The organism is Fodinibius roseus (assembly GCF_900129315.1).
Taxonomy (GTDB): domain Bacteria; phylum Bacteroidota; class Rhodothermia; order Balneolales; family Balneolaceae; genus Fodinibius; species Fodinibius roseus.
Genome location: NZ_FQUS01000025.1, coordinates 1 through 23,319 on the forward strand (window position 1 = coordinate 1; position 23,319 = coordinate 23,319).

At 59.0% G+C, this 23,319-nt stretch carries 13 protein-coding genes; all 13 read left to right on the forward strand.

Features of this window, described 5'->3' with window-relative positions:
- The first annotated feature begins 302 nt into the window (after positions 1–302).
- Positions 303–2,963, forward strand: coding sequence for an alkaline phosphatase D family protein (locus tag BUB16_RS17795; protein ID WP_073067598.1), 2,661 nt, complete (start codon positions 303–305; stop codon positions 2,961–2,963).
- Between the two features lie 419 nt (positions 2,964–3,382).
- A complete protein-coding gene (locus BUB16_RS17800) occupies positions 3,383–6,448 on the forward strand; it encodes a SusC/RagA family TonB-linked outer membrane protein (RefSeq protein ID WP_073067684.1) in 3,066 nt (1,021 codons plus the stop codon).
- A gap of 25 nt (positions 6,449–6,473) precedes the next feature.
- Positions 6,474–8,024 carry a RagB/SusD family nutrient uptake outer membrane protein gene (locus BUB16_RS17805; protein WP_073067686.1) on the forward strand — a complete coding sequence of 517 codons (1,551 nt, stop codon included), beginning with the start codon at positions 6,474–6,476 and terminating at the stop codon, positions 8,022–8,024.
- Between the two features lie 78 nt (positions 8,025–8,102).
- On the forward strand, positions 8,103–9,473 hold the full coding sequence (locus BUB16_RS17810) for a Gfo/Idh/MocA family protein (RefSeq protein ID WP_073067600.1): 1,371 nt from the start codon (positions 8,103–8,105) through the stop codon (positions 9,471–9,473).
- An 84-nt stretch (positions 9,474–9,557) separates the two neighbouring features.
- Positions 9,558–10,919 carry a Gfo/Idh/MocA family protein gene (locus BUB16_RS17815; RefSeq protein WP_073067602.1) on the forward strand — a complete coding sequence of 454 codons (1,362 nt, stop codon included), beginning with the start codon at positions 9,558–9,560 and terminating at the stop codon, positions 10,917–10,919.
- A 186-nt stretch (positions 10,920–11,105) separates the two neighbouring features.
- Complete coding sequence (locus tag BUB16_RS17820) at positions 11,106–11,879, forward strand: 3-keto-disaccharide hydrolase (RefSeq protein WP_211483226.1); 774 nt, start codon at positions 11,106–11,108, stop codon at positions 11,877–11,879.
- A gap of 179 nt (positions 11,880–12,058) precedes the next feature.
- On the forward strand, positions 12,059–12,760 hold the full coding sequence (locus BUB16_RS17825; protein WP_073067603.1) for a 3-keto-disaccharide hydrolase: 702 nt from the start codon (positions 12,059–12,061) through the stop codon (positions 12,758–12,760).
- Positions 12,761–12,956: 196 nt separating this feature from the next.
- The gene (locus BUB16_RS17830) at positions 12,957–13,919 is read left to right on the forward strand and encodes a PIG-L deacetylase family protein (RefSeq protein WP_084088417.1); all 963 of its coding nucleotides are present in this window, start codon (positions 12,957–12,959) and stop codon (positions 13,917–13,919) included.
- 307 nt (positions 13,920–14,226) lie between these two features.
- Positions 14,227–17,544 carry a DUF5107 domain-containing protein gene (locus tag BUB16_RS17835; protein ID WP_139240368.1) on the forward strand — a complete coding sequence of 1,106 codons (3,318 nt, stop codon included), beginning with the start codon at positions 14,227–14,229 and terminating at the stop codon, positions 17,542–17,544.
- A gap of 233 nt (positions 17,545–17,777) precedes the next feature.
- Entirely contained in the window at positions 17,778–19,016 is a 1,239-nt protein-coding gene (locus tag BUB16_RS17840) for an amidohydrolase family protein (RefSeq protein ID WP_073067608.1), read from the forward strand.
- A 201-nt stretch (positions 19,017–19,217) separates the two neighbouring features.
- Positions 19,218–20,651 carry a Gfo/Idh/MocA family oxidoreductase gene (locus BUB16_RS17845; protein ID WP_073067610.1) on the forward strand — a complete coding sequence of 478 codons (1,434 nt, stop codon included), beginning with the start codon at positions 19,218–19,220 and terminating at the stop codon, positions 20,649–20,651.
- Between the two features lie 26 nt (positions 20,652–20,677).
- On the forward strand, positions 20,678–21,955 hold the full coding sequence (locus tag BUB16_RS17850) for an NRAMP family divalent metal transporter (protein WP_073067612.1): 1,278 nt from the start codon (positions 20,678–20,680) through the stop codon (positions 21,953–21,955).
- Positions 21,956–21,992: 37 nt separating this feature from the next.
- Positions 21,993–23,318, forward strand: a complete 1,326-nt coding sequence (locus BUB16_RS17855; protein ID WP_084088418.1) for a twin-arginine translocation signal domain-containing protein — start codon at positions 21,993–21,995, stop codon at positions 23,316–23,318.
- Position 23,319: the final 1 nt, after the last annotated feature.

A 23,319-nucleotide genomic window follows, 5' to 3' on the forward strand; every position in this document is an offset into this window, starting at 1 on the left:
GAGGATATCCGGGAGCAGCGCGACGTAGCCGGCGAGCACCCGGAGGTGGTCGACAGCATCCGGACCATCATGGAGCGCGAGCACACCGTCCCCGAGCTGGAACGGTTTCGCATGGAAGCGCTGGGGGATTAAATCGGAGGATTAAGTGGGACTGCCGGGCGCCGGGATCCGGATGACCGGCGGGAAACGATAGTTATATTTCTATTCGCCTCATCAGCTGTTATCATGCTGTTTCAGGCCGACGCGCACCATTAAAATTTCATTACTGAACAAACAATAAATTTTCATAATACACACAGATCATGGATCGAAAAGAAAGCCTTAAGACCCTCTTGCTGGGGACTGCTTCTCTGCCGTTTTTCAAATCATCTGCAAACAATACCACAAAGGAGGAGGGAGAGCGGGGGGACCCGCCCGCCCGTTCCGAACCGATGCGCAGCCGGTGGTCAGAGTGGCCGGATATGCCCTGGGTGGGTCCCGCCTACTGGGGCAACCGCCTGCAGGACTGGAGCATTTCCGATGGAAAGGCGGCATGCGTCTATTCGGGTCCCAACCGCACGCTTCACAGCCTGACCCACCAGCTGGATGCGTACCACGGACATTTTACCACCCGGGTGGTGACAGAAATCCTCAACAAAACGAAATCGGGGGATGATTACGCCGGTTTCCGGCTGGGCGCCCGGGCCGAAGACGACCCGTGTCCCGTCACCTTTACCGACTATCGCCGCTCGGCCGTCTACGGGGAGGGACTTGACGCCGGGATCACCGGAGAGGGCCGGCTGTTTATCGGCGAAAAAACAAGCGGGCAGACGACAGACCCCGCCGGTGCGGTCCGCCTGACACTGGAAGGCGAACCGTCCGCCCGCTCCTATACCCTTAGGCTATCGGCCGTTGAGGTCTCCAGCGGGAGGCAGGTGGACCAGCTGGCAGTCGAAAACGTTGACCCTGAGACCCTGGTGGGGAATGTTGCCCTGGTGTCTCATTTTGCGTCCGGCGACGGAGCCGAAACGACGACGGCGCGCTTTTCGGACTGGCGGCTCTCGGGCAGCAAAGTCCACTCGAACCCCGGGCAGGTCTACGGCCCGGTGGTCTTTGCCCAGTACACCCTGGATCAGGAGGTCGTGAAACTCACGGCGCAGCTGACGCCCATAGAAACGATCGGGGGACATTCGGTGAGCCTGCAGATCCGGGATGGAGAGGCAGAAGAGGGGGGATGGACCCCATTGCAGGAAACCACCGTCGATGAATTGTCCCGTACCGCCCACTTCCGGCTGGAGGAGTGGTCCCGCGAAGAGGATGTGCCCTACCGCATCCGCGTGGAGCTGCCGCTGGGCGACCAGACCAGGGAATATTTTTACGAGGGGACGATCGCGGCCAATCCCGTCTCGTCCGACCGGCTCAAGGCCGCGGTCTTCAGCTGCAACCAGGAGCACGGGTTTCCCGACAACGAAGTGGTCGAAAACGTCAGCAAGCACCAGCCGGATATGGCGATGTTTCTGGGAGACCAGTTTTACGAGTCTTTCGGCGGGTTCGGCGTGGAGCGATCCCAAAACGTGGAAAAAGCAACCCTCGATTACCTGCGCAAGTGGTACATGTTCGGCTGGTCGTACCGGGATATTTTCCGGCACATCCCCTCCCTGTTCATTCCCGACGACCACGATGTCTTTCACGGGAATATATGGGGACAGGGGGGCAAGGCGGCGGACGTAGACAACGGGTACGGAAGTCCTGCCCAGGATACCGGGGGATACCAGATGCCGGCGGAGTGGGTGAAGATGGTTCAGCGCACCCAGACCAGCCACCTGCCGGATCCCTATGATCCCACCCCCGTTGAGCAGGATATCGGGGTGTATTATACCGACTGGAATTACGGGGGCGTCAGCTTCGCCATTCTCGAGGACCGCAAGTTTAAAACCGCCCCCAAAAACGTGCTGCCGGTCGAAGTGTCGAACGGCTTCGTTCAGGACCCCGATTTTGATATTGCCGGCCACCGGGATATCGATGCCGAGCTGCTGGGAGACCGCCAGGAGCGGTTCCTGGAAGAGTGGGTCGCCGACTGGAGCCAGGGCGCCGAAATGAAAGTGGTGCTCTCCCAGTCTCCGTTCTGCGGGGCCCATACGCTGCCGGAAGGGGCAACCTCTGACCGGATCGTGCCGAGGCGCCCGATACCTGCAAGGGGAGAATACCCGTCCGGCGACGTGCCCGCCCGGGACATGGATACGAATGCGTGGCCCATGGACAAGCGGGACCAGGCGCTGGAAATCATACGCAAAGGCTTTGCACTGCATATCGCCGGGGACCAGCACCTGGCGAGCGTCATCAAATACGGGGTAGAGGAGTACGGGGACTCGGGCTTTGTCTATACTCTCCCCGCCCTGAACAATACCTGGCCCCGGCGCTGGTACCCGACCCTGGGAAACGACCACCGGTCGCTGCTGGGAAATCCGAAATACACCGGCAACTTCAAAGATGCTTTTGATAACCGGATCACCGTCTTTTCAGTGGCCAACCCGGTGCAAACCAACCGCAAACCCGCCATTATCTACGACCGCGCCACCGGCTACGGGATCGTTACCTTTGATAAAACAGAACGAACGGCCCGGCTCGAATGCTGGCCCCGCTACGTGGATCCCCAGGCGAATCCGGAGGGACAGTACGACGGGTGGCCGATGCTGATTGACCAGAAAAACAATTATGACCGCCGCGCTGCCGGCTACCTGCCGGAGCTGCAGGTGAGCGGACTGTCAGACCCGGTCGTCCAGGTCTTCAACCAGGACGAAGGTCAGCTGGAATACGCCCTGCGGATCAAGGGCACGACCTTTGCGCCCCCCGTGTTTGCCGGAGGATCATACAGCGTCCGCGTAGGAGATCCCGACCGGGATGACTGGCAGGAATATGAGAACCTCAGCGCGGTGGGGGAGAAAGAGGGTGAAGGCGAGGTTATCCGGTGTGAGTTTACCTGAGCCCCCCTTATAGTCGCATAATCCCTTCCGGCTGCAGCGCCGGGTTTTTACCCTTTATAAAACCCGGCGCTGCCCGGCTTTTCTGCATTCCCGCCCTTCCCGTTCCCCGGCTGCGAAAGCAAATGATGCTGTTCCTGATGTCATCTCCCCCGGCGGGATCTGCATACCTTCCTGGCTAATTCTGACCTGAAATTAAGATCCCCTCCGGAAAGCGGTGAAAAAATAAGAAGAAGAGGTGGTTCTAAAAACAATAAACTGAAAAAATATTCATGCAGAAAAAAGAAAAAGAAAAAAATGTGCTTGTATTTTATTCAACTTTTTTTAAGTTGTGAACAGGGCAACGAAATATACTCTATATGGAATCTGGTAGGGTACAAATCACATATCAAAACTAAAATAAGGGTAAAAAGATGAATTATATGATGAAAAGGCTACTATCTTTGTTTTCTTTCGTGTTCCTTTTTGCGGTGGTGGGACTACAGGCCCAGAATATTGACGTTTCGGGGCAGGTGGTTGACGCCGCGACCGGCGAGTCGCTGCCGGGGGTGAATATCACGGTCCAGGGAACCACATCGGGAACAACCACGGACATAGACGGGAACTATGAAATAACGGTCCCCTCTGATGCGACCCTGGTTTTCTCCTTTGTAGGCTTCCAGCGGACCGAAATCCCGGTAGAGGGAAGGAGCACGATTGACGTGGAACTCCAGGAGTCAACTGCAGCCCTCGATGAAGTGGTTGTGGTCGGTTTCGGAACCCAGCGCAGGGCGGATGTCACGGGCGCCGTGAGTTCGGTTTCCGCCAGCGAGCTGGAAGAACAGCCGCTGACCAATACCGAGCTGGGCCTTCAGGGCATTTCCCCCGGCCTGACCGTCGAATACGAGGGAGGGCAGCCCGGTGAGGAAAATGCCGTAACGCGCATCCGGGGTACCGGCACCCTGAATAATGCCAATCCGCTGGTCCTGGTTGACGGGGTGGAGCAATCGCTCAGCACGCTCGAGCCCTCCTCCATCGAATCCATATCGGTGCTCAAGGATGCGGCTTCCGCTGCTATCTACGGCTCCCGCGCCGCCAACGGGGTTATTTTGGTTACGACCAAAAGGGGTGCCAATTCCGGCATGACTGTCAAGTATAATACGCATGTCGGCATACAGAATGAGCTGGGATTCCCGGAAGGAGCTTCCAAGGAAGACTGGATGAGACTGGAAAACGAGGCGCAGATCAACGCCGGCGGGTCCCCCATTTACTCGGAAGAATATATAAGTAATGTTGTGGCCGGGACCAACCCGCTGCAGTATCCCTTTGCGGAATGGGAGAAAGGCGTATTCCGGGAAAATGCGCTTGAACACAATCACTCGCTGTCCGTGTCAACGGGAAGCGATGTGGGTCGTATCTACGCACTGGTCAACTATACCAATACGGATGGTGTTATTCAAAGCTTCAATAACGAGGAAGCAAGCATTCGCATCAACAGCGATCTGTACCTGACGGATGAACTGACCGCCAAGGCTAATATCCTGTACCGCAACAGGGACGTATCCGGTCCCGGTTTTACCCCCGCCCGCATAACGCAGGGCATTCTTCACATAAACAGGAATGCGGTAATGAGCTACCCGGACGGACAGGAAGCCACCGGGGATCTCCTGTTTGGCCAGTGGAATCCCTTTATCATGGCTAACTCGGGTGAAACCACGAGAATGAGCAACGATATCGTCGGAACCGTGGGACTCGATTATCAAATTAATGAAATGTTTTCGCTGGAGGGCGACTTTACCGCCAATATAACCAGTACGGATGAGACTGTGTTCCGGGAATCACGCAACGGCATGATTAACTATGTGACCGGCGAACCGGTGGCGGCCAGCGGCTGGTTCGGCACCAACACACTCCAGGAAGGCCGCTATGCGGAACGGGAACTGAGTCAACGGTTGTACCTGAACTACGAGCAAACGGTCGGAGCCCACAATATGAGCGGGGTGGCCGGTTACGAGGAAATCTTTAACCGAACCGAGCAGGTCTCGGCAGCCCGGGCCAACTTCTTTAACAATGAGCTGCGGGCACTGAGCGCGGGCGATGCCGGCAACCAGCGCACCTGTCAGCCGTACGACGACCCGGGTCGGTTCACCGATGGGTGTTACGATAATGAGTGGCGGCTTCGATCCTTCTTCGGACGAGCGAACTACTCCTACGACGACCGGTATTCCCTGCAGGCCAATCTGCGGTACGACGGTTCCTCCCGCTTTGGCGACGGAAACCGGTGGGGACTGTATCCCTCCTTCTCGGCGGGATGGAGAATTTCCAGCGAATCGTTTATGGATAATGTGGATGCGGTCAGCAACCTCCGCCTGAGGGGGTCGTGGGGACAGCTGGGGAACCAGGAAATCGGTCTTTTCCAGTTCATGAATACCTACAACCTGAATCAGCCCTACCAGTTCAACGGCAATGTGGTGCCCGGGGCGGCGGTTACGGACGCCGGGAACCCGATCATTACCTGGGAGACCACCACCATGACCAACATCGGACTGGATGTGGGACTGATGGACGACCGGTTTGAAATCATCGGGGAGTACTTCTGGAACTACACCGATGACATCCTGCTGGATCTGCCGATTCCGCCCACCATCGGAGTGGATCCGCCCACGCAAAACGCTGCCGAAGTCTCGAATATCGGCTGGGAGCTCCAGGTCAACTATAACAGCGTATCGCGGGGCGACGACGCGCTGCAGTACTCGATCGGCGTGAACTTCTCCGACGTTGTCAATGAAATTGAAAGCCTGAGCGGTGAAGGTCCGTTCTATCCCGACAAGTTTACGGTTTGGACCGAAGGGGAATCCATTAATTCGCTGCGGGGCTTTACCTCGCCCGGATTGTACCGGTCCCAGGAGGACTTGAATCAATATCCCGCCCGGATCAACCCGAATGCCGGAATAGGCGATATCATCTATAAGGACCTGAACGGGGACGGCAATCTTTCCCAGTCGCTCGCCGTCGACGGGGGCGACCAGGTGATCATGGGCAATGAAGATCCCCGCTACGAATTCGGGGTGAATTTTAACGCCTCCTACCGGGGATTTGACTTCTCCATGTTCTGGCAGGGCGTCCTGAAACAGCATCATACACTCGACGGGGCGCTTATGGAGGGACCCAACTGGCAGAACTTTATTCCCAAGGTTATGGCCGAGAAAACGTTCCACCCGGAACGAAATCCGGACGGGACCTGGCCTAAAGTGACCGCGGGGAATACCTGGAACCTGCAGGAGTCGGATTTCTGGCTCCAGGACACCAAATACGCCAGGCTCAAAAATGTTCAGCTTGGATACAGAATTCCTCAGTCCGTGGTTACCAATCTTCGGATCTATGTGGCGGGCACGAACTTGTTGACCTTTACGCCCACGGATCTGTTTGATCCTGAGTTGCCGAGGGGACGAAGCCAGTTCTTCCCGCATACCAAGAAATTAACCGTAGGCATGAATGTTACGTTTTAAACATTTATTTAAAGAGGATGTTATTATGAAGAATCGAATTATTATAAGTCTGTTTTTAGGAGTCTTTTTGATCGTCGGATGCGACGATGGCCTGGATATTCTGCCCACCGGCACCGTGGCGGAAGAGGTATACTGGCAGCGGCAAAGTGATGCTGTAACGGCCGTTAATGCGGTGTACCGGGAGCTCGACGATCAAACCATGATCAAGCAGCTCGACGGGGTTACCGATATCGGCTACCGGGCGCCATCGGGACCCGGGACCCTGCATGATGTGGGCGCCGGGAATATTGTGCCGTCCAATGACGCCATAGGAGCCATATGGGACGGGTACTACATCGGCGTCCGGAAGGCCAACGACGTGATTACCAACATCAGCGAGGTGGAGACCGGGGACCCGGAGGTGCTGTCGCGCGTGGAAGCGGAAGCGCGGTTCCTGCGGGCCTATTTCTATACGCAGCTCTCCAGCCTGTGGGGCGGCGTGCCACTCATCGAAGAGCCCCTCGACATCAACCAGCATGTGGGACGTACGGATAAAGAGCAGATTGTCAATTTTATTATTGCCGAGCTGGACCAGATCATCGATAACAACAGCCTCCCCATGAGCTACGAAGGGGAAAATATCGGACGCGCGACGCACGGGGCGGCCCTGGCCCTCAAAGCACGGGTTGCGCTGCGGAACAGCCGCTGGACCACTGCCCGGGACGCCGCCCAGGCCGTGATGGACCTGGATATCTACGAGTTGTACCCGGACTACCAGGGACTCTTTCAGTATGAGGGACAAAATTCCTCGGAGGTCATCTTTGACCGGCAGTATGCGCCGGACGGGCAGACCTACGGTGCTTTCGGCTATTCGGCCGCTTCCATCGGGGGCAGCTCCACGGTGGAACCGCTTCACGGGCTCTATCAACTGATGGAGTTCGACGGTCCCCGGAACCCGGACGATCCCTACGAAAATATCGACCCGCGGTGGAACCACACGGTCTACTATACCGGGCAGCCGATCGGGAATTCTACCTATAACTCACGTCCCGACAGTCCCACCCCGGACCGGGTGCAGGGCAGCGAGGCATCCACCCAGCACGGCTACAACCTGAAAAAATGGGTGGATTACGAGAACGACAACGCCAACCCCTCCAACGGCTCGATCAACCTGATCCATATCCGGTATGCCGACGTGCTGCTGATGTATGCGGAGGCTAAAATCGAGCTGAATGAACTCGACCAGTCGGTGTACGACGCCATTAACGAGGTGCGTCAGCGTCCCACAGTAGATATGCCGCCCATCACGGGAGGCAAGACCCAGGACGAACTGCGGGAAATTCTCCGCAGGGAGCGCGGCGTCGAGCTGGCCTTTGAAGGCCTGCGGCTGTTTGACATGAACCGCTGGGGCATCGGCGAGCGAAAAGCCGGACTGGCCCAGGGCTCCTATTTCTATGACGAGCAGGCCGACGAATGGTACCTGCACGACAGGGGATTTAACCGGTCGTTCAACCCGAACAGGGATACGCTGTGGCCTATTCCCACGGACGAGATGAACAGCAACGATGAAATCACCCAGAATAACCCGGGTTATTAATTGATTTTTAACGTATTGTGCGGTTGCAGGGGGTATCCCCGCAACCGCTCTATTTTTAACAACTAAATCAGTAGTAGTATGAGTAACAAACAACAAAGCCGGCGCGACTTTTTATCAACCGTCACGCTGGGGACCCTGGGCACCTTTGGTGCCGCAGGCGTGTTAAAGGGCTGCTCGGATTCAAATGCCAACAGCAGCAGCATCAGAGAAGATCCGTATGTTTCGCTGAGAGACCGGGCCCCGGACGGCGAGCCGCTGAAGGCCGGGCTGGTCGGATGCGGGGGACGCGGGAGCGGGGCCGCCGTGAATTTTCTGGATGCGGGACCCAATCTCGAGATTGTAGCGCTGGGCGATGCCTTTCAGGACCAGCTGGACAAGTGCCGGACCAACCTCAACAAGGCTCGGGGCGTGGAGGTGGCCGACGAGAACTGCTACGTGGGCTTTGACGCCTACCAGAAAGTGATCGACTCCGGGGTGGATATCGTTCTTTTCGCCACCCCGCCCCATTTTCGCCCCATGCACGTCAGGGCCGCCATCGAGGCGGGCAAGCATGTGTTTCAGGAGAAGCCGGTGGCCGTCGACCCGGTCGGGGCACGGATGATGATGGAGACCACCCAACAGGCCAAAGAGAAGGAGCTTGTCATGGTCAGCGGCACCGTCCACCGCTATCAAAGGGATTATATCGAAACCCGCGAGCGCGTCAGGGACGGTGCCATAGGCGAGGTGGTTGGTGCCACGTTCATCCGCAACGGGGGCGCCCTGTGGTGGGTGGATCGCAAGCCCGGGTGGAGCGACATGGAATACATGCTGCGCAACTGGGGCAACTTCGCCTGGCTGTCCGGCGACCATATCGTGGAAATGTTTATCCACCAGCTGGATACGATGAGCTGGCACATGGGAAGCCACCCGGTCAAGGCGGTCGGCTACGGGGGACGCCAGCAGCGGGTGTCCGGGGACCAGTTTGACCAGTTCAGCATTGTATATGAGTATGAGAACGGGAAAAAAGCGCACTGTGCCACCCGCCAGATCAACGACTGCGACAACCGGATGCAGGAGATGATCACCGGCACCGAAGGGTATATCGATGCCACAGGAGCCATCTATAATCACGACGGCGAGGTCGTATGGGAATACCCCTACCCGGATGAAGAGGACGCCGAATCGCAATGGCACGTAACCAACCCCTTCGTTCAGGAGCATATAGAGCTGGTGACGGCCATACGAACCGGGAACTACCACAATGATTCCGAAGAGCAGGTCAAGTCCTCGCGTATTGCGATCATGGGACGCATGGCCGCCTATACCGGCGAGGAAATTACCTGGGACGAAGTCGTTAATTCCGATCTGCGGCTGGGACCCGATACCTATGAATTCGGTCCGGTGGAAGGCATTCCGGAAGAACCGCCTGTTGTGGGGACGGCTCCGGCACCGACGGACCGTTACAGTTAGTAGTTAATTATATTCTATATTACCGTAAGGCGGATGGTATGTCCGGATCTTACGCCGTTGTCACTTTTAAAAGATACCTTGATTATGAAGAAAAATAACAACCAAAGCCGGAGTCAGTTCCTCTCAAAAATGACCTTCGGGGCGGCGGGCATGCTGTCCTCGAACCGCACGGGATCGGGATCCCGGTCCGCCGCTTTCCAACAGAGCGAGCCGTATGTAACGATGGACGATCAGGCCCCGGACGGCGAGCCGCTGAAGGCGGGCCTGGTGGGCTGTGGGGGACGCGGGAGCGGGGCCGCCGTCAACTTCCTGGATGCGGGACCCAATCTCGAGATTACGGCCCTGGGCGATGTGTTCCGGGACCAGCTGGACAAGTGCCGGGCAAACCTGAACAAGGCGCGGGGCGTGGAGGTGGCCGACGAGCACTGCTATGTGGGCTTTGACGCCTACCAGAAAGTGATCGACTCCGGGGTGGACCTGGTTATCTTTGCCACGCCGCCCCATTTTCGTCCCATGCATGTCAAGGCCGCCATCGAAGCGGACAAGCATGTGTTTCAGGAGAAACCGGTGGCCGTCGACCCGGTCGGGGCGCGGATGATGATGGAGACGACCCAAAAAGCCAAAGAGAAGCAGCTCTGCATGGTCACTGGTACAGCCCTGCGGTACGGGAAGGACTATATCGAAACCCGCGAGCGTGTCAAAGACGGCATGATCGGGGAAATCATATCTGGGCAGGCGCTTCGCAACGGGGGCGCCCTGTGGTGGATCGAACGCAAGCCGGAGTGGAGCGACATGGAGTACATGCTGCGCAACTGGGGCAACTTCGCCTGGCTGTCCGGCGACCATATCGTGGAGATGCACATCCATCACCTGGACCAGATGAACTGGTACCTGGGGGAAAATCCCCGGCTGGCCTATGGCTACGGGGGACGTCAACAGCGGATCTCCGGGGATCAGTACGATTATTTCAGTATACAGTACGAATATGAAAACGGCGTGAAGGTCCACGGCTCCATCCGGCAGATCAACGGGACGGACAGCGGAAGGGTGGAAATGATCAAAGGCACCGAAGGCTATGTCGACTGCGGCGGGGCCATTTACAGTCACGACGGCGAGACGCTGTGGGAATATCCCTATCCCGATGAAGAGGACACCGATTCCCCGTGGGCGGTCAACGACCCGTTTGTGCAGGAGCATGTGGAACTCATCAAGGGAATTCGCACCGGTCCCTACATCAATGACTCGGAACTGCAGGTGAACTCCACACGCATGGCGATTATGGGACGCATGGCCGCCTATACCGGCAGGGAAATCACCTGGGATGAGATCCTCAACTCCGACCTGCGGCTGGGACCCGATACCTATGAATTCGGTCCCGTTTCCGGCATCCCGGAAGAGCCGCCTGTCGTCGGGACAGCCCCGTCGCCGACAAACCGGTATTCATAGTTCGTAGTAGCGCAGCAGGTGCCGCTGCCGGTGAATGCTACCATTCTCCTTCTTGGGGCGACGGTTACGGCGGGGAGACAAGCCTTTTGATGAAACAGAAGAAGCGGTAGGAAGGAAAGAAGATATAAACGAAATGGAATAGTGATACAGAAATTGTACACCTAACACAGACCAGGATCAAAAGATATGATGAATAGAAGGGAGTTTGCTAAAAAAGCGTTCATGGGGTCGGCCATGGCTGCGGCAGCCCCGTTTTTACCCCTATCGAAGGCAGAGGGGAAAGAGACGGATTTTCCCGGCCTCGAAGAGATGGTGCCGCAATTTCGACCCCTGTTTAATGGCAAGAACCTGGATGGCTTCGTCGACATGAATACCTCGGAGGACACCTGGTGGGTGGAAGACGGTATTCTCAAATGCACGGGAGAGCCCATCGGCGTGATGCGAACGGAAAAACAGTATGAAAATTTCATCCTGGATATCGAGTGGAGGCACATGGAGCCGGGCGGAAATTCAGGGGTATTCGTATGGGCCGACGGCACGCCTTACCGGGACAATCCCTTCCCGACGGGCATGGAAGTGCAGATGCTGGACCCGCAGTGGGCGGAAATCAACGACGGGGACCCGGAGTATGCGCACGGACATCTTTTCCCGGTCATGGGTCTCGACACCGCCATCCCCGACAACCCTTCCGAAATAGCAAGGGGGAGAAGCTATTCCCTCGAAAACAGGGTCAGGGGCACGGGCGAGTGGAACCGGTACATCGTCGCCTGTATCGACGGGACGCTGAAGCTGGCCATCAACGGGAAGTTCGTGAACGGCATCCGGTCGCCCAAGCGTAAAAAAGGATATATATGCCCCGAGTCCGAAGGATTTGAAGTACACTTCCGGAAGATGGATATCATGGAACTGCCCGGGGGCGTTCTGAAACCGGAGCAGGCAGCGCCGGTGGTGGATGGGTAGACGGTGAAAGGTAGAAAGGTAGAAAGTATATTAGTAGGTGGAAAGCAGAAGGCAAAAAGCAGTAAGCAGAAAATAGTACCTGCTGGGGCGGGGCCGGGGGTGATATTGAGACGGCTCCGATAACCGGTAATTCAGCAAAAAAACAAATAATGAATAACAAGTAACGAATAACGGTACGTATGAAATATCTCTATTTGGTGTGTTTTTTGGGTTTTATGGTAAGCTGCAGTCAGGGTCAGGGCGATGCGCCGCGGCAGGAATCGTCGGCAGCCGACTACGAAGAGCAGGGGTTTACGGCGCTCTACGGGGATGATCTCTCCCAGTGGAAGGGACAGATTTCGGAAGATCCGCGAAAGCTTCCGGCCATCCTGGACACCCTGGAAGGGGAGCGCCGGGAGCTGCAGGAGAAAGTTGACCAGGAGACCTTTGAACACTGGTACATCCAGGACGGCATGATTCTCTACGACGGCACGCGGGGCATCGGGAACATCGAAACCCGCAGGGAATACGGAAACTTCGAGCTGGTCCTCGACTGGAAAATCGGTCCCAAGGGCGACAGCGGCATTTACCTGCGCAACCTGCCCCAGGTACAGATATGGGACCCCCACCACCAGGGCGTCGGTTCAGGGGGACTCTATAACAATGATCCCCGCAACGAGCCTTCGAAGACGATGGACAGGCCCGCCGGGGAATGGAATACCATGCGCATGAAGATGGTCGGCGATACGGTCTGGGTTACCCTCAACGACGAGCTGATTGTGGACGGCGTCCGGATGGACAACATATGGGGAGACTCCATTCCCGAGGAAGGCCCGATTGTGCTCCAGAGTCACAACACCCCCCTCTGGTTTCGCAATGTCTATATTAAGGAATTGGACTAAAAGAGGTTCTGTAATGGTCTTTTTGTCCACTTTCTTCGTTATCGGGATTTTCAAGTCCGTCAATAAGTTGCGGTTTTAAAATCCCTCTGGCCCTGACCCTGAACAAGGGTATTTATTTTGCAAAATTTTCTAAAAGAGGGGAAAGGGGCGTTTTTTAATAATCAAATTAGTGCTAAATTAAATACGGTCAGTTATTATGGACAGGAAAATAACAATGGATAGCAGTATGAATATGAAAGCAAACCACTTCTTATCACTGTTTTTTGCAGGTATCCTGGGTATTGGTCTCTTCTGCGGATTGACCGCAGGCGAGGCCGCGGCCCAGTCGTCCGACGACCCGCTGCGGATTATCGCTTTTGGCGCTCACCCGGATGATTGTGAGGCCGCGGCGGGCGGCGTGGGAGCCCTTTTTGCCGAAGAGGGACACGCTTTCAAGTGCGTGTCCATGACCAACGGCGACATCGGTCACTTTGGGATGTCCGGGGGCGAGCTGGCACTCCGCCGCATGGAAGAGGTGGAAGAGGCGGCCGACGTGCTCGGGATCGCCGAGACGGAAGTCCTGGATATTCATGACGGGGAGCTGATGCCCACCCTCGAAAACCGGAAAACCGTGGCCCGCAAGATTCGCGAGTGGCAGGCCGACATTGTGATGGTCCACCGCCGCTACGACTATCATGCTGATCACCGCTACGCCGGGGTGCTGGTCGACGACGCCATGGTGCTGGTGATGGCCAAATTCTTTACCCCCGACACCGAACCGCTCAGCAGTCCCCCGGTACAGCTCTACTACAGCGACGGCTTTGAAAGACCGTATCCCTTCGACCCGGCCCTCGTGGTGAGCATTGACGGGACCGCCGGGAAGAAGTACGAGGCCCTGGCACAGATGCCCTCCCAGTTCTCGGACAAGCAGTCGTGGACGTGGGGCACGCGCGACCCTGAGAATGTGCCCGAAGATGAGGAAACCCGGATGAAGATGCGTATCAGCGATTTCAGAGAGGGAGACCGAAATATTGCCGATACGTACAGGGATCAGCTGATTGAGCTCTACGGCCAGCAAAGGGGATCGGAGATTGAATATGCCGAGGCCTTTCAGCTGGGCCAGTACGGGCGACAGGTTTCCGTGGAGGAGCTGAAAGCGATGTTCCCTACGTTCGACTGAGCTGCTTTATTATGTATAGAAGCCTTTGCAAAAACGTTTTTTTGGACCAAAGTCGGCGTTATCGGTCGGTTTAAATGCTCACGCATGGGCTGTATGCTGCGAGGGCAACCTCCCCGGGGCCTTGAGCTTGAACAAAATTCCTGGTTTTTCTAAGGCCTCGTATAGAAAAAAATAAGGGAACGGGTATGTTCGTTCCCTTATTTTAATCATCCTTGTATCCGAATTTTCAGGTACATCCACATCAGCTGCCCCGGTACAGGCACGCGCGGTGGATGCTTCAAGAAATAAAGAGCAGAAAAACAATCACATGATGGAACATCCTCCCGCTTCAGGTACAAATGCTACCCCGGAACACTCTCTTGTGTCCCCTCCTGTCATAAAAATCCCCGCGATACCCCTCCTTCAGCCGCTGATGTGTGCGGCCGCGGCTCTGACCCTGACAGCGCTTTTGTGGTTTCCACAGCCCCTCAGCGCCCAGGAGGTCCAGGTCAGTGAAGCCCCGCAGGTGATCACCACCTACCCGTTCGGGGACCCCAACCCCGTGCCGGTGCTGGCCGGGGGCGACGACCATATCTATCCCTATTTTACGTTTGACCGGTACCACCACAGCAGCACCGAAGAGGAATGGAAGGTCGTGACCCTGGAGAATGAACATATCAAGGTGTCCATGCTCCCCGAAGTCGGCGGCAAAATCCGGGGAGCCGTGGAGAAGTCCACGGGACAGGAGTTTATCTACCTGAACGAGGTCCTCAAGTTTCGCAATATCGCGCTGCGGGGACCCTGGACCTCGGGCGGTATCGAATTCAATTTTGGGATCACCGGTCACACCCCCGCCACCTCCACGCCGGTCGATTACCGGGTTCGCGAGCACGAGGACGGCAGCGCAAGCTATATTGCAGGGGGACTCGATCTGCCGTCGCGTACGCAGTGGCGGGTGACGGTTACCGTGCATCCCGACCAGGCCTTCTTTGAAACGGAAAGCTTCTGGTACAATCCCACCGCGCTCGATCAATCCTATTACGTCTGGATGAACGCGGCGGTGGAAGCCTCCGACGACCTGCAGTTTTTCTTTCCGGGCACCCATTATGTGGGGCACTCCGGCGACGCCCATCCCTGGCCGGTGGATGAGGAGGGACGCGATCTTTCCTACTACCGGAACAACGATTTCGGCTCCAGCAAATCATATCACATACTGGGCAAGCGGACCGACTTTTACGGCGGGTACTGGAACGATGACGACTTCGGCTTCGGCAACTGGTCGCTCTACAGCGACATGCCGGGCAAGAAACTGTGGATATGGTCGCTGTCCCGTTCGGGCGGCATCTGGGAGGACCTGCTGACCGACACCGACGGGCAGTATGTGGAGGTGCAGTCCGGCCGCCTGTTTTCCCAGGCGCAGGGACGCAGTGTGGAAACGCCCTTCGACTATGCGGGCTTCCCGCCGGGGAGGGCCGACCGCTGGGAGGAGCTCTGGTTTCCGGTCCGGGAGACCGGCGGACTTTCGGCCGCCTCGCCTCACGGGGTCCTGCATGTGGAGCCCGACCAGGCCGGCGGAAAACTGGGAATAAGCCTGATGGCCCTTCAGCCGGTGGATGATGAGCTGAAGGTAACGATCGGGGGGGAACAGATCAGCAGCCAGGCCGTTTCGCTGGCACCGATGGAGGTCCACCGCGACACCCTCGATATTGATCCCGCCGGCAGCGGGAGCGGCGGGAAGGAGTTCGGGGATATGGACCTGTCCATCGAACTGGGAGAGGGGAAGCTGACCTACACCCATTCCCCATCCTCCGGGACCGACGGCTTTGATCGTCCCCTCGAAACCCGGCGGGAAACCGAAAAGCTGACGGTTTCCCGGCTCTACCAGCGGGCCAAAAACCAGGCGGACAACAGGAACTATGCCGAAGCCATGGAAACCTTTTCGGAGGTGATCAAACAGGATCCCGCCCACATCGACGCCCATGCGGGACTGGCGGAGCTTTTCTACCGGCGGGGCGAATATTCCACAGCCCTCGAACACTCCCGCAGTGCGCTTTCCTACGACACCTATCACCCGCGGTCCAACTTTATTCACGGGACCATCAAAAAGCGGGCCGGACAGTTGGAAGCGGCGCTGGAAGCACTGGGCTGGTCCGCACGCTCGCCCCGGTACCGCTCGTCCGCCTACGCCGCGATGGCGGAAATATATCTCCGGACCGGCCGCCTGGAACGGGCTGTTGACTTTGCCGGCCGGGCACTGAATAATAACTGGAATAACATCAATGCCTATAAAGTTTTGGCGGTTTGCTACCGTGCGCAGGAGAAGGTCGAAAACGCCCGGTCGATCCTGGATCAGCTGCTGAAAGTCGATCCCCTCAACCATTTTGCCCGCTTTGAGCGGTACCTGCTGGACCCGACGGAGGACCGTCTTGAGGAATTCTCCTCCTTCATCCGCAATGAGCTGCCCCATGAAACCTATCTGGAAATAGCCGCCTTCTACGCCGGTGCGGGGCGGACCTCAGACGCCATAGCGCTGCTGGAGCAGGCCCCGGATCACCCGGTGGTGTGGTACTGGCTGGCGTACCTGAGCAAGGATCAGCAGGGGAACCAGAGCCGGGACTACCTGGAGCGGGCCGCCGCGGCTTCGCCGCACCTGGTCTTTCCCTTCCGCTCCGAAAGCATTCCGGTGCTCCGTTGGGCCAGGGAGCAGGGCGATGCCTGGCAACACGACTACTACCTCGGCCTGCTGTACTGGGGCAAGGGACGCACCGCCGAAGCCGGAGAGCTGTTCGACGGACTGGGGGACCGGCCGGATTACGCTCCTTTTTATCTTACGCGGGCTGAGCTCCGCAAGGAGTTGAACGCGGGGGACAAAGAGGTGCTCGGCGACTATCAGACCGCCCGGCGGATGGACCCGGGCAGCTGGCGGAGCCGGGATGCGCTGGTCAGCCACTATATGGAAGCCGGCGAGCCGGAACAGGCCCTGAAGCACGCCGAAGAGGCCTACGGGCAGTTCCCGGACCGCGACCCCATTGAGATGGGCTATGCACGGGCGCTGCTCGCCACCGGAAATTACGCCGAGGGGGCCGCCCTGCTTGACCGCATGCGTATCCTGCCCTATGAGGGGGCCAGCGAGGGACGCGTGTTGTTCGGACGGACCAACACCTTTCTGGCGCTGCAGCAGATGGAGGCAGGGAATTACGAGGCGTCCCTCCGTTCGCTGAAGAAAGCCCAGACGTGGCCGGAGGAGCTGGGCGTGGGCAAGCCCTATAATCCCGACGTGCGCCTGCAGCGCTACCTGCAGGCCGCGGTGAACGAGGAAATGGGCAACAGCGACCGGGCCCGGGCGCTGATGGAGGAAGTGGCGGATTACACCCGCGAGCATCCGGACCGGCGGGGGGCGGGTCTTTACTTCGGGGCGCTCGCACTGCGGCAGACCGGGCGGGAAGCAGCGGCGCGGTCGCTGCTGGAAGAGTGGCAGAGCGAACAGCCCGGCAACAGGATGTCCGACTGGGCCGTGGCCCGCTTTGACGGAAATTCGTCCCAGGCCGAAGACATAGAAAAGGAGATCCTGTCCGGGCAGATGAACACCGGTTCGGCGTTCCCGCTGCTGATCGAAGCCGCCCGTACCCTGGAGCAGATCAGGTAAAAAGCGCAAGAATACGTACCACGGGTGCCCATTTCCCCGGTGCCGGTCCCAACACGGCCGGGAAGGTTGAAAGTTAGCCTGAAATGTTGTAGGTATTATCTGTTTCGAGCGGGGACTCCCCCCGGAGGAGGGAAGGGGGACCGGGATGCGGGGATCCCGAAGACCGTAAAAAGCACGAAACACCAGGTAATCCGTACGATGCAAAAGAAAAGCCAATAAAATTTTTCGGTACTATGGACAACAGCAGAAGAGAATTTCTGAAGAAAACGGGATTGGCGGGACTCACCCTGACGGGCGCCGGCTTTATCGGCTGTGCGCGGCAGTCGGACAGCGGTGATTCCGCCGCCTCCAACCAAGCCTCCAAAGACTGGCGTTCGGACCCCGAGTGGCGGGAAGTAAAATACGGCCCGTGGAGCGGTCCGGGCGTCCCCTCGGGACCGGGTCCCATGGACCACGTGCTGCTCAAGGATTACGCCCCCCGCTCCACGGTCGTCACCGAAGAAACGTTTATCCCCGAAGCCCGGCACCCGGTCATCGACGTCCACATCCACGACTACCCCTCCCGCCAGGAATCCGGCACCCCCGAAGAGCATCTGTCCCGCTGGGTGGATACCATGGACGAGGTGGGCGTGGAGACCTCCGTGGTGCTGACCGGCGCCACCGGCGAGGAGTTCGACCGGCTGACCGAGCTGTACCTGCAGCCCTACCCCGACCGTTTTCAGCTGTACTGCGGGATCGTAACCGACGGCATCGGTGAGGACGATTACCCGGAGCGGGCGGCCGCGGAGCTGGAGCGCTGCTACGAGCAGGGGGCCCGCGGCATCGGCGAGATTACGGACAAGGGATTCGGCATCACCCGCGACCCGGAGCTGGCCCCCGGGGAGCGGCTGCACCCCGACGACGACCGGCTGGATCCGTACTGGGAGAAAGCCGCCGAGCTGAACCTGCCGGTCAACCTGCACATCGCCGACCACCCCTCGGCCTGGGAGCCGCCGAACGTCTTCCAGGAGCGCACGCCCATCTTCCAGCAGTTCAACCAGCACGGGAGCGAAGGGCTCTCCTACGATGAGCTGATCCCCCTGCTGCCGCGGACCCTGCAGAAGCATCCCGACACCACCTTCATCGCCTGTCACCTGGCCAATCTGGGCAACGACCTCGGGCGGCTCTCGGAGATTATGGACCGGCACGACAACCTGTATGTGGATATTTCGGCGCGGGACTACGAAGTGGGCCGCCAGCCCCGCGGGGCCGCGCGCTTTCTGGAGGACTACCGGGACCGCGTGCTGTTCGGCACCGATATGGGCATGGACAAGGGCATGTACCAGTCGTGGTGGCGGCTGCTGGAGAGCGCCGACGAGCATATGACCGGACGCGTGTGGTGGCGTTACTACGGACTTGACCTCTCCGGGGAAATTCTGGAGTCGCTGTACCGCACCAACGCCCGGCGCATCATGAACTGGGAAGAGGTGTAAGGGGGGGGACAGCATATGGGTATTCATGTAACGTAGTATTCATGAATTAAAGAAAGCAGCTATTTTGCGGGATACCCTCCCGGGAGCCCCCGGAGCGGGGACCGGAACAGGAGGAAGGCCCCGGGTAACCGGATGCGGGGAGGAAGGAATGCGCACGAAGCCGGATTTTTCGATAAAAGGTAAATCTAAATTTTCAGTATTATGGGAAACAATCGCAGAGACTTTCTAAAGCAAGCCGGCCTCGCCGGAGCAGGCATGATGATGGGCGGGTCCGCCGCCGGCCGGCAAACCCCTTTCAAACAAAGCCGCGAGCAAACCTTTAACATGCACGGCTACGCCGCCCCGCCGCTGGAGACCGTCCGCGTGGGCCTGGTCGGCATCGGCGCGCGCGGGTCAGGCACCGTCGAGCGGCTGGCCGTGATCGAAGGCGTGGAGATCAAGGCGCTGTGCGACCTGTACGCCGACCGGGTGAGCGATGCCATCGACTCCATCCGGGAATTTTCGGACCACGATCCCGACGCCTACAGCGGCAGCGAGGACGCCTGGAAGCAGCTGTGCGAGCGGGAGGACATCGACCTGGTCTACACGGCCACCCCGTGGGAGCTGCACGCCCCGATTGCGGTGTATGCCATGGAGCAAGGCAAGCACGTCTTTACCGAGCTGCCGGTGGCCACCACCATCGAGGACTGCTGGAAAGTGGTGGAGACCTCCGAGCGCACCCGCCGGCACTGCTACATGGAGGGCGGGGACTGCCACGACGGGATCGCCGCGGTGCTGCTGAATATGGCCCGCCAGGGATTCTTCGGGGAGCTGGTCCACGGGGAGGGCCACTACATCCACGACCGCGTCTCCGACACCGAGGGACGCTGGGTCCGCGACGAGGACAACCACAACTGGTTCGGCTACCGCCCGTGGCGGCTCAAAGAGAACGTCAACCGTAACGGCAACCTGTATCCCGGCCACGGGCTGGGTCCGCTGGCCCAGATGATGGACCTCAACTACGGCGACCAGATGGACTACATGGTCTCCATCTCCAGCCGCGACTTTACCATGGCCGACAAGATGGAAGAGCTGTCCGAAATGGACGACTACTACGAGGCCTACGAGGGCCTGGAGTTCCGGGGCAACATGAACACGAGCATTATCCGGACCAAACGGGGGCGGACCATCATGCTGCAGCACGACATCAGCACCCCGCGCCCGGGCCGGCGGTTCCACCTGATCAGCGGCGACCAGGGCATCTTCGAGGCGCGTCCCCCGCGCATCGCCACCGGCCACGAAGGCTGGCTCCCGGAGGAGGAGTTCGAGTCGCTGGTCGAGGAGTACACGCCCCCGATCACCCGGATGTTCGAGCAGAAAGTCCGCGCAGCCGGCGGGCGCCGGGGCGAACGCTCCTACGAGCGGGTCACGGCCAGCGACTGGCGGCTGATCGACTGCCTGCGCAACGGGCTGCCCCTCAACAAGGATGTCTACGATGCGGCCCTGTGGAGCTGCATCACGCCCCTGAGCGAGTGGTCGGTGGCCCGGGAGGGCAACACCGTGAAGGTGCCCGACTTTACCGGCGGGTCCTGGAAGACCAACGAGCGCGGGATGGACCTGTCCGTAGCGGAAGGAGGGACCACCAACCTGATATAAAATTAACTATAAGTATATAAAGGTAGATGGGAAAACAACGATCCGAGAACAAGCATAAGAACTCGCTTATCAAAAAAATACTTATTGCCCTGAGCGCGGTGGGACCGGGCCTCTTCCTGATCGGCTACAACATCGGCACCGGCAGCATCACCACGATGGGGATGACCGGGGCCCAGCACGGGATGACCCTGCTGTGGGCGCTGCTGCTGTCGGGACTCTTTACCTATATCCTGATGGTGGCCTTCGGGCACCTGACCCTGGTGACCGGGAAGACCGCCCTGCTGAATTTCAAGCGGGAGATCCCCAGCGTCGGCAAGCCGCTGGCGCTCTACATCATCGGGGCGCTGATCCTCGGGGAGCTGCTGGCGCTGATCGGCATCATGGGCATCGTGGCCGAGCTGATCCAGGAGGGGATCCGCCTGGCCTCCGCCGACGGGGGACTGGTGGTGCAGACCGGCTGGATCATCCTGGTCATCAGTGCGGGAATCTTCGCCGTGCTCTGGTACGGGCAGTACAAGATCTTCGAGAAAATCCTGACCACCTTCGTGATCCTGATGGTCGGCTGCTTTGTGGCGGTCTTTTTTATGGTCACCCCATCCTACTCGGCCATCCTCGAGGGCATGATCCCCGGCATCCCGGATACCTCCGGGTCGTACCGGCTGGTGGCCGCCATTGCCGGCACCACCTGTTCGGCGGCCGTCTTTGTGATCCGAAGCACCGTGGTGGCCGAGAAAGGGTGGACCATCGGGAACCTCAAGGATGAAAAGCGGGACGCCTTCGTGTCGGTGTTCACGATGATCTTCCTGAGCGCCATCGTGATGGCCGTGGGAGCCGGCACCCTGCATGTGATGGGGCTGAAGATGGAGACCACCCTGGAGATGATCCGCCTGCTGGAACCCCTCGGGGGCGACCTGGCGGCCTTCCTGATGATCGTGGGTATCGCCGGGGCGGGGCTGTCGACCATCTTCCCGATCGTACTCATCGCCCCCTGGCTGGTGGCCGACTACATGGGCTGGGAGCGGGATATCCAGTCGCCGATGTTCCGGGGGCTGATCGTGGGGGGACTCCTGTTCGCCTTCGGCTCTATTTTCCTGGAGCAGACGCCGCCGGTGCTGATGGTGCTCTCGCAGGCCTTCCAGGCCGCGATCCTGCCGGCCGTGGCCATCCCGGTCTTTTACCTGCTGAACAAAGAGGAGCTGGTGGGCCCCGATCACCTGCCCTCGCGCAAGTGGAATGCCGGGCTGGTGGCCGTGATCATCTTCTCGCTGGTCACCACCTACTTCGCCGTCCGCGGGTTCTTTTAACCCGAACGTCAACTCATACCCTTAAAAAAACAAAACCATGGAAAACAATCGCAGAGATTTTCTCAAAAAAGCCGGGCTTGCGGGACTGGGACTCGCGGGCGGCGGGGTGTTTAACGAGCTGTTCGCCAACCCGCACAGCTCCCAGGCAATGCCCTCAGCACCGGCAGGCCGAAGCAGCGCGGGATCGATGACCTTCTCCGCCAGTGAAGAAGCCGGAACCAGCCTGATCGGCGCCTACGGGAGCTGGGCGGCCTCGCTGATCGAGGGAGAGCTGCCCGAATTCTCCTACCGGAGGGCGGAATGGGAGGATCTCTCCTCCTGGCGCAGGGCCGCCGGCGAGCGTTTTGAAGAGCGGCTGGCCATCCCCGGCATCGGGGACACCCCGGAAGTTACGGTCCGTGACCGCTACAGCTATGACGGGCTGGAGATCGAAGAGCTGAGCTGGCAGCTCCCGTACGGGCGTCCCACCCGGGCCATCCTGCTGAAGCCCCGGGATGCAAAGGGTCCGCTGCCCGGCATCCTTGGCTTTCACGATCACGGGGGCAACAAATACTTCGGGCGGCGCAAGATTACGCGGACCAGCGACGACCGGCATCCCATGATGGAGACCCACCAGCAGGACTACTACGACGGTTTTGCCTGGGCCAATGAAATAGCCAGGCGGGGCTACGTGGTGCTGGTGCCCGACGCCTTTCCCTTTGCCAGCCGCCGGGTGCTGCTGGAGAACGTCCCCGAGCATCTGCGCGACGGGCTGGACGACCGGAACCCGGAGGAACCCGACAACATACGCGCCTACAACGACTGGGCCGGCGACCACGAGCATGTGATGGCCAAATCGCTGTTCAGCGCCGGCACCACCTGGCCCGGCGTCTTCTTCGCTGAAGATCAGAAAGCCCTCGATATCCTGTGTGCCCGCGGCGACGTCGACGAAGACCGCATCGGATGCGGGGGCTTGTCCGGCGGCGGCATGCGCACCGTATTCATGAGCGGTATGGACGAGCGGATCAGCTGCTCCGTCTGCGTCGGCTTCATGACCACCTGGAAAGATCTCATCCTGGCGAAGTCCTACACCCACACCTGGATGACCTACGTGCCCCTGCTGCCCGGCGAGCTGGATTTCCCCGAAATCCTGGGATTGAAAGTACCGTCATTGTCCCCCCTGGTGCTGAACAACGAAGAAGATCCCCTCTTTACCCTCTCCGAGATGAAAAAGGCGGATACCATCCTGGGGGACGTCTACAGCAAGGCGGGAGCCGGCGACCGGTACCGGTGCTCCTTTTACCCGGGCCCCCACAAATTCGACCGGCCCATGCAGCAGGAAGCCTTCGACTGGTTCGACCGCTGGCTGAAAGGGAAAGGGTAGC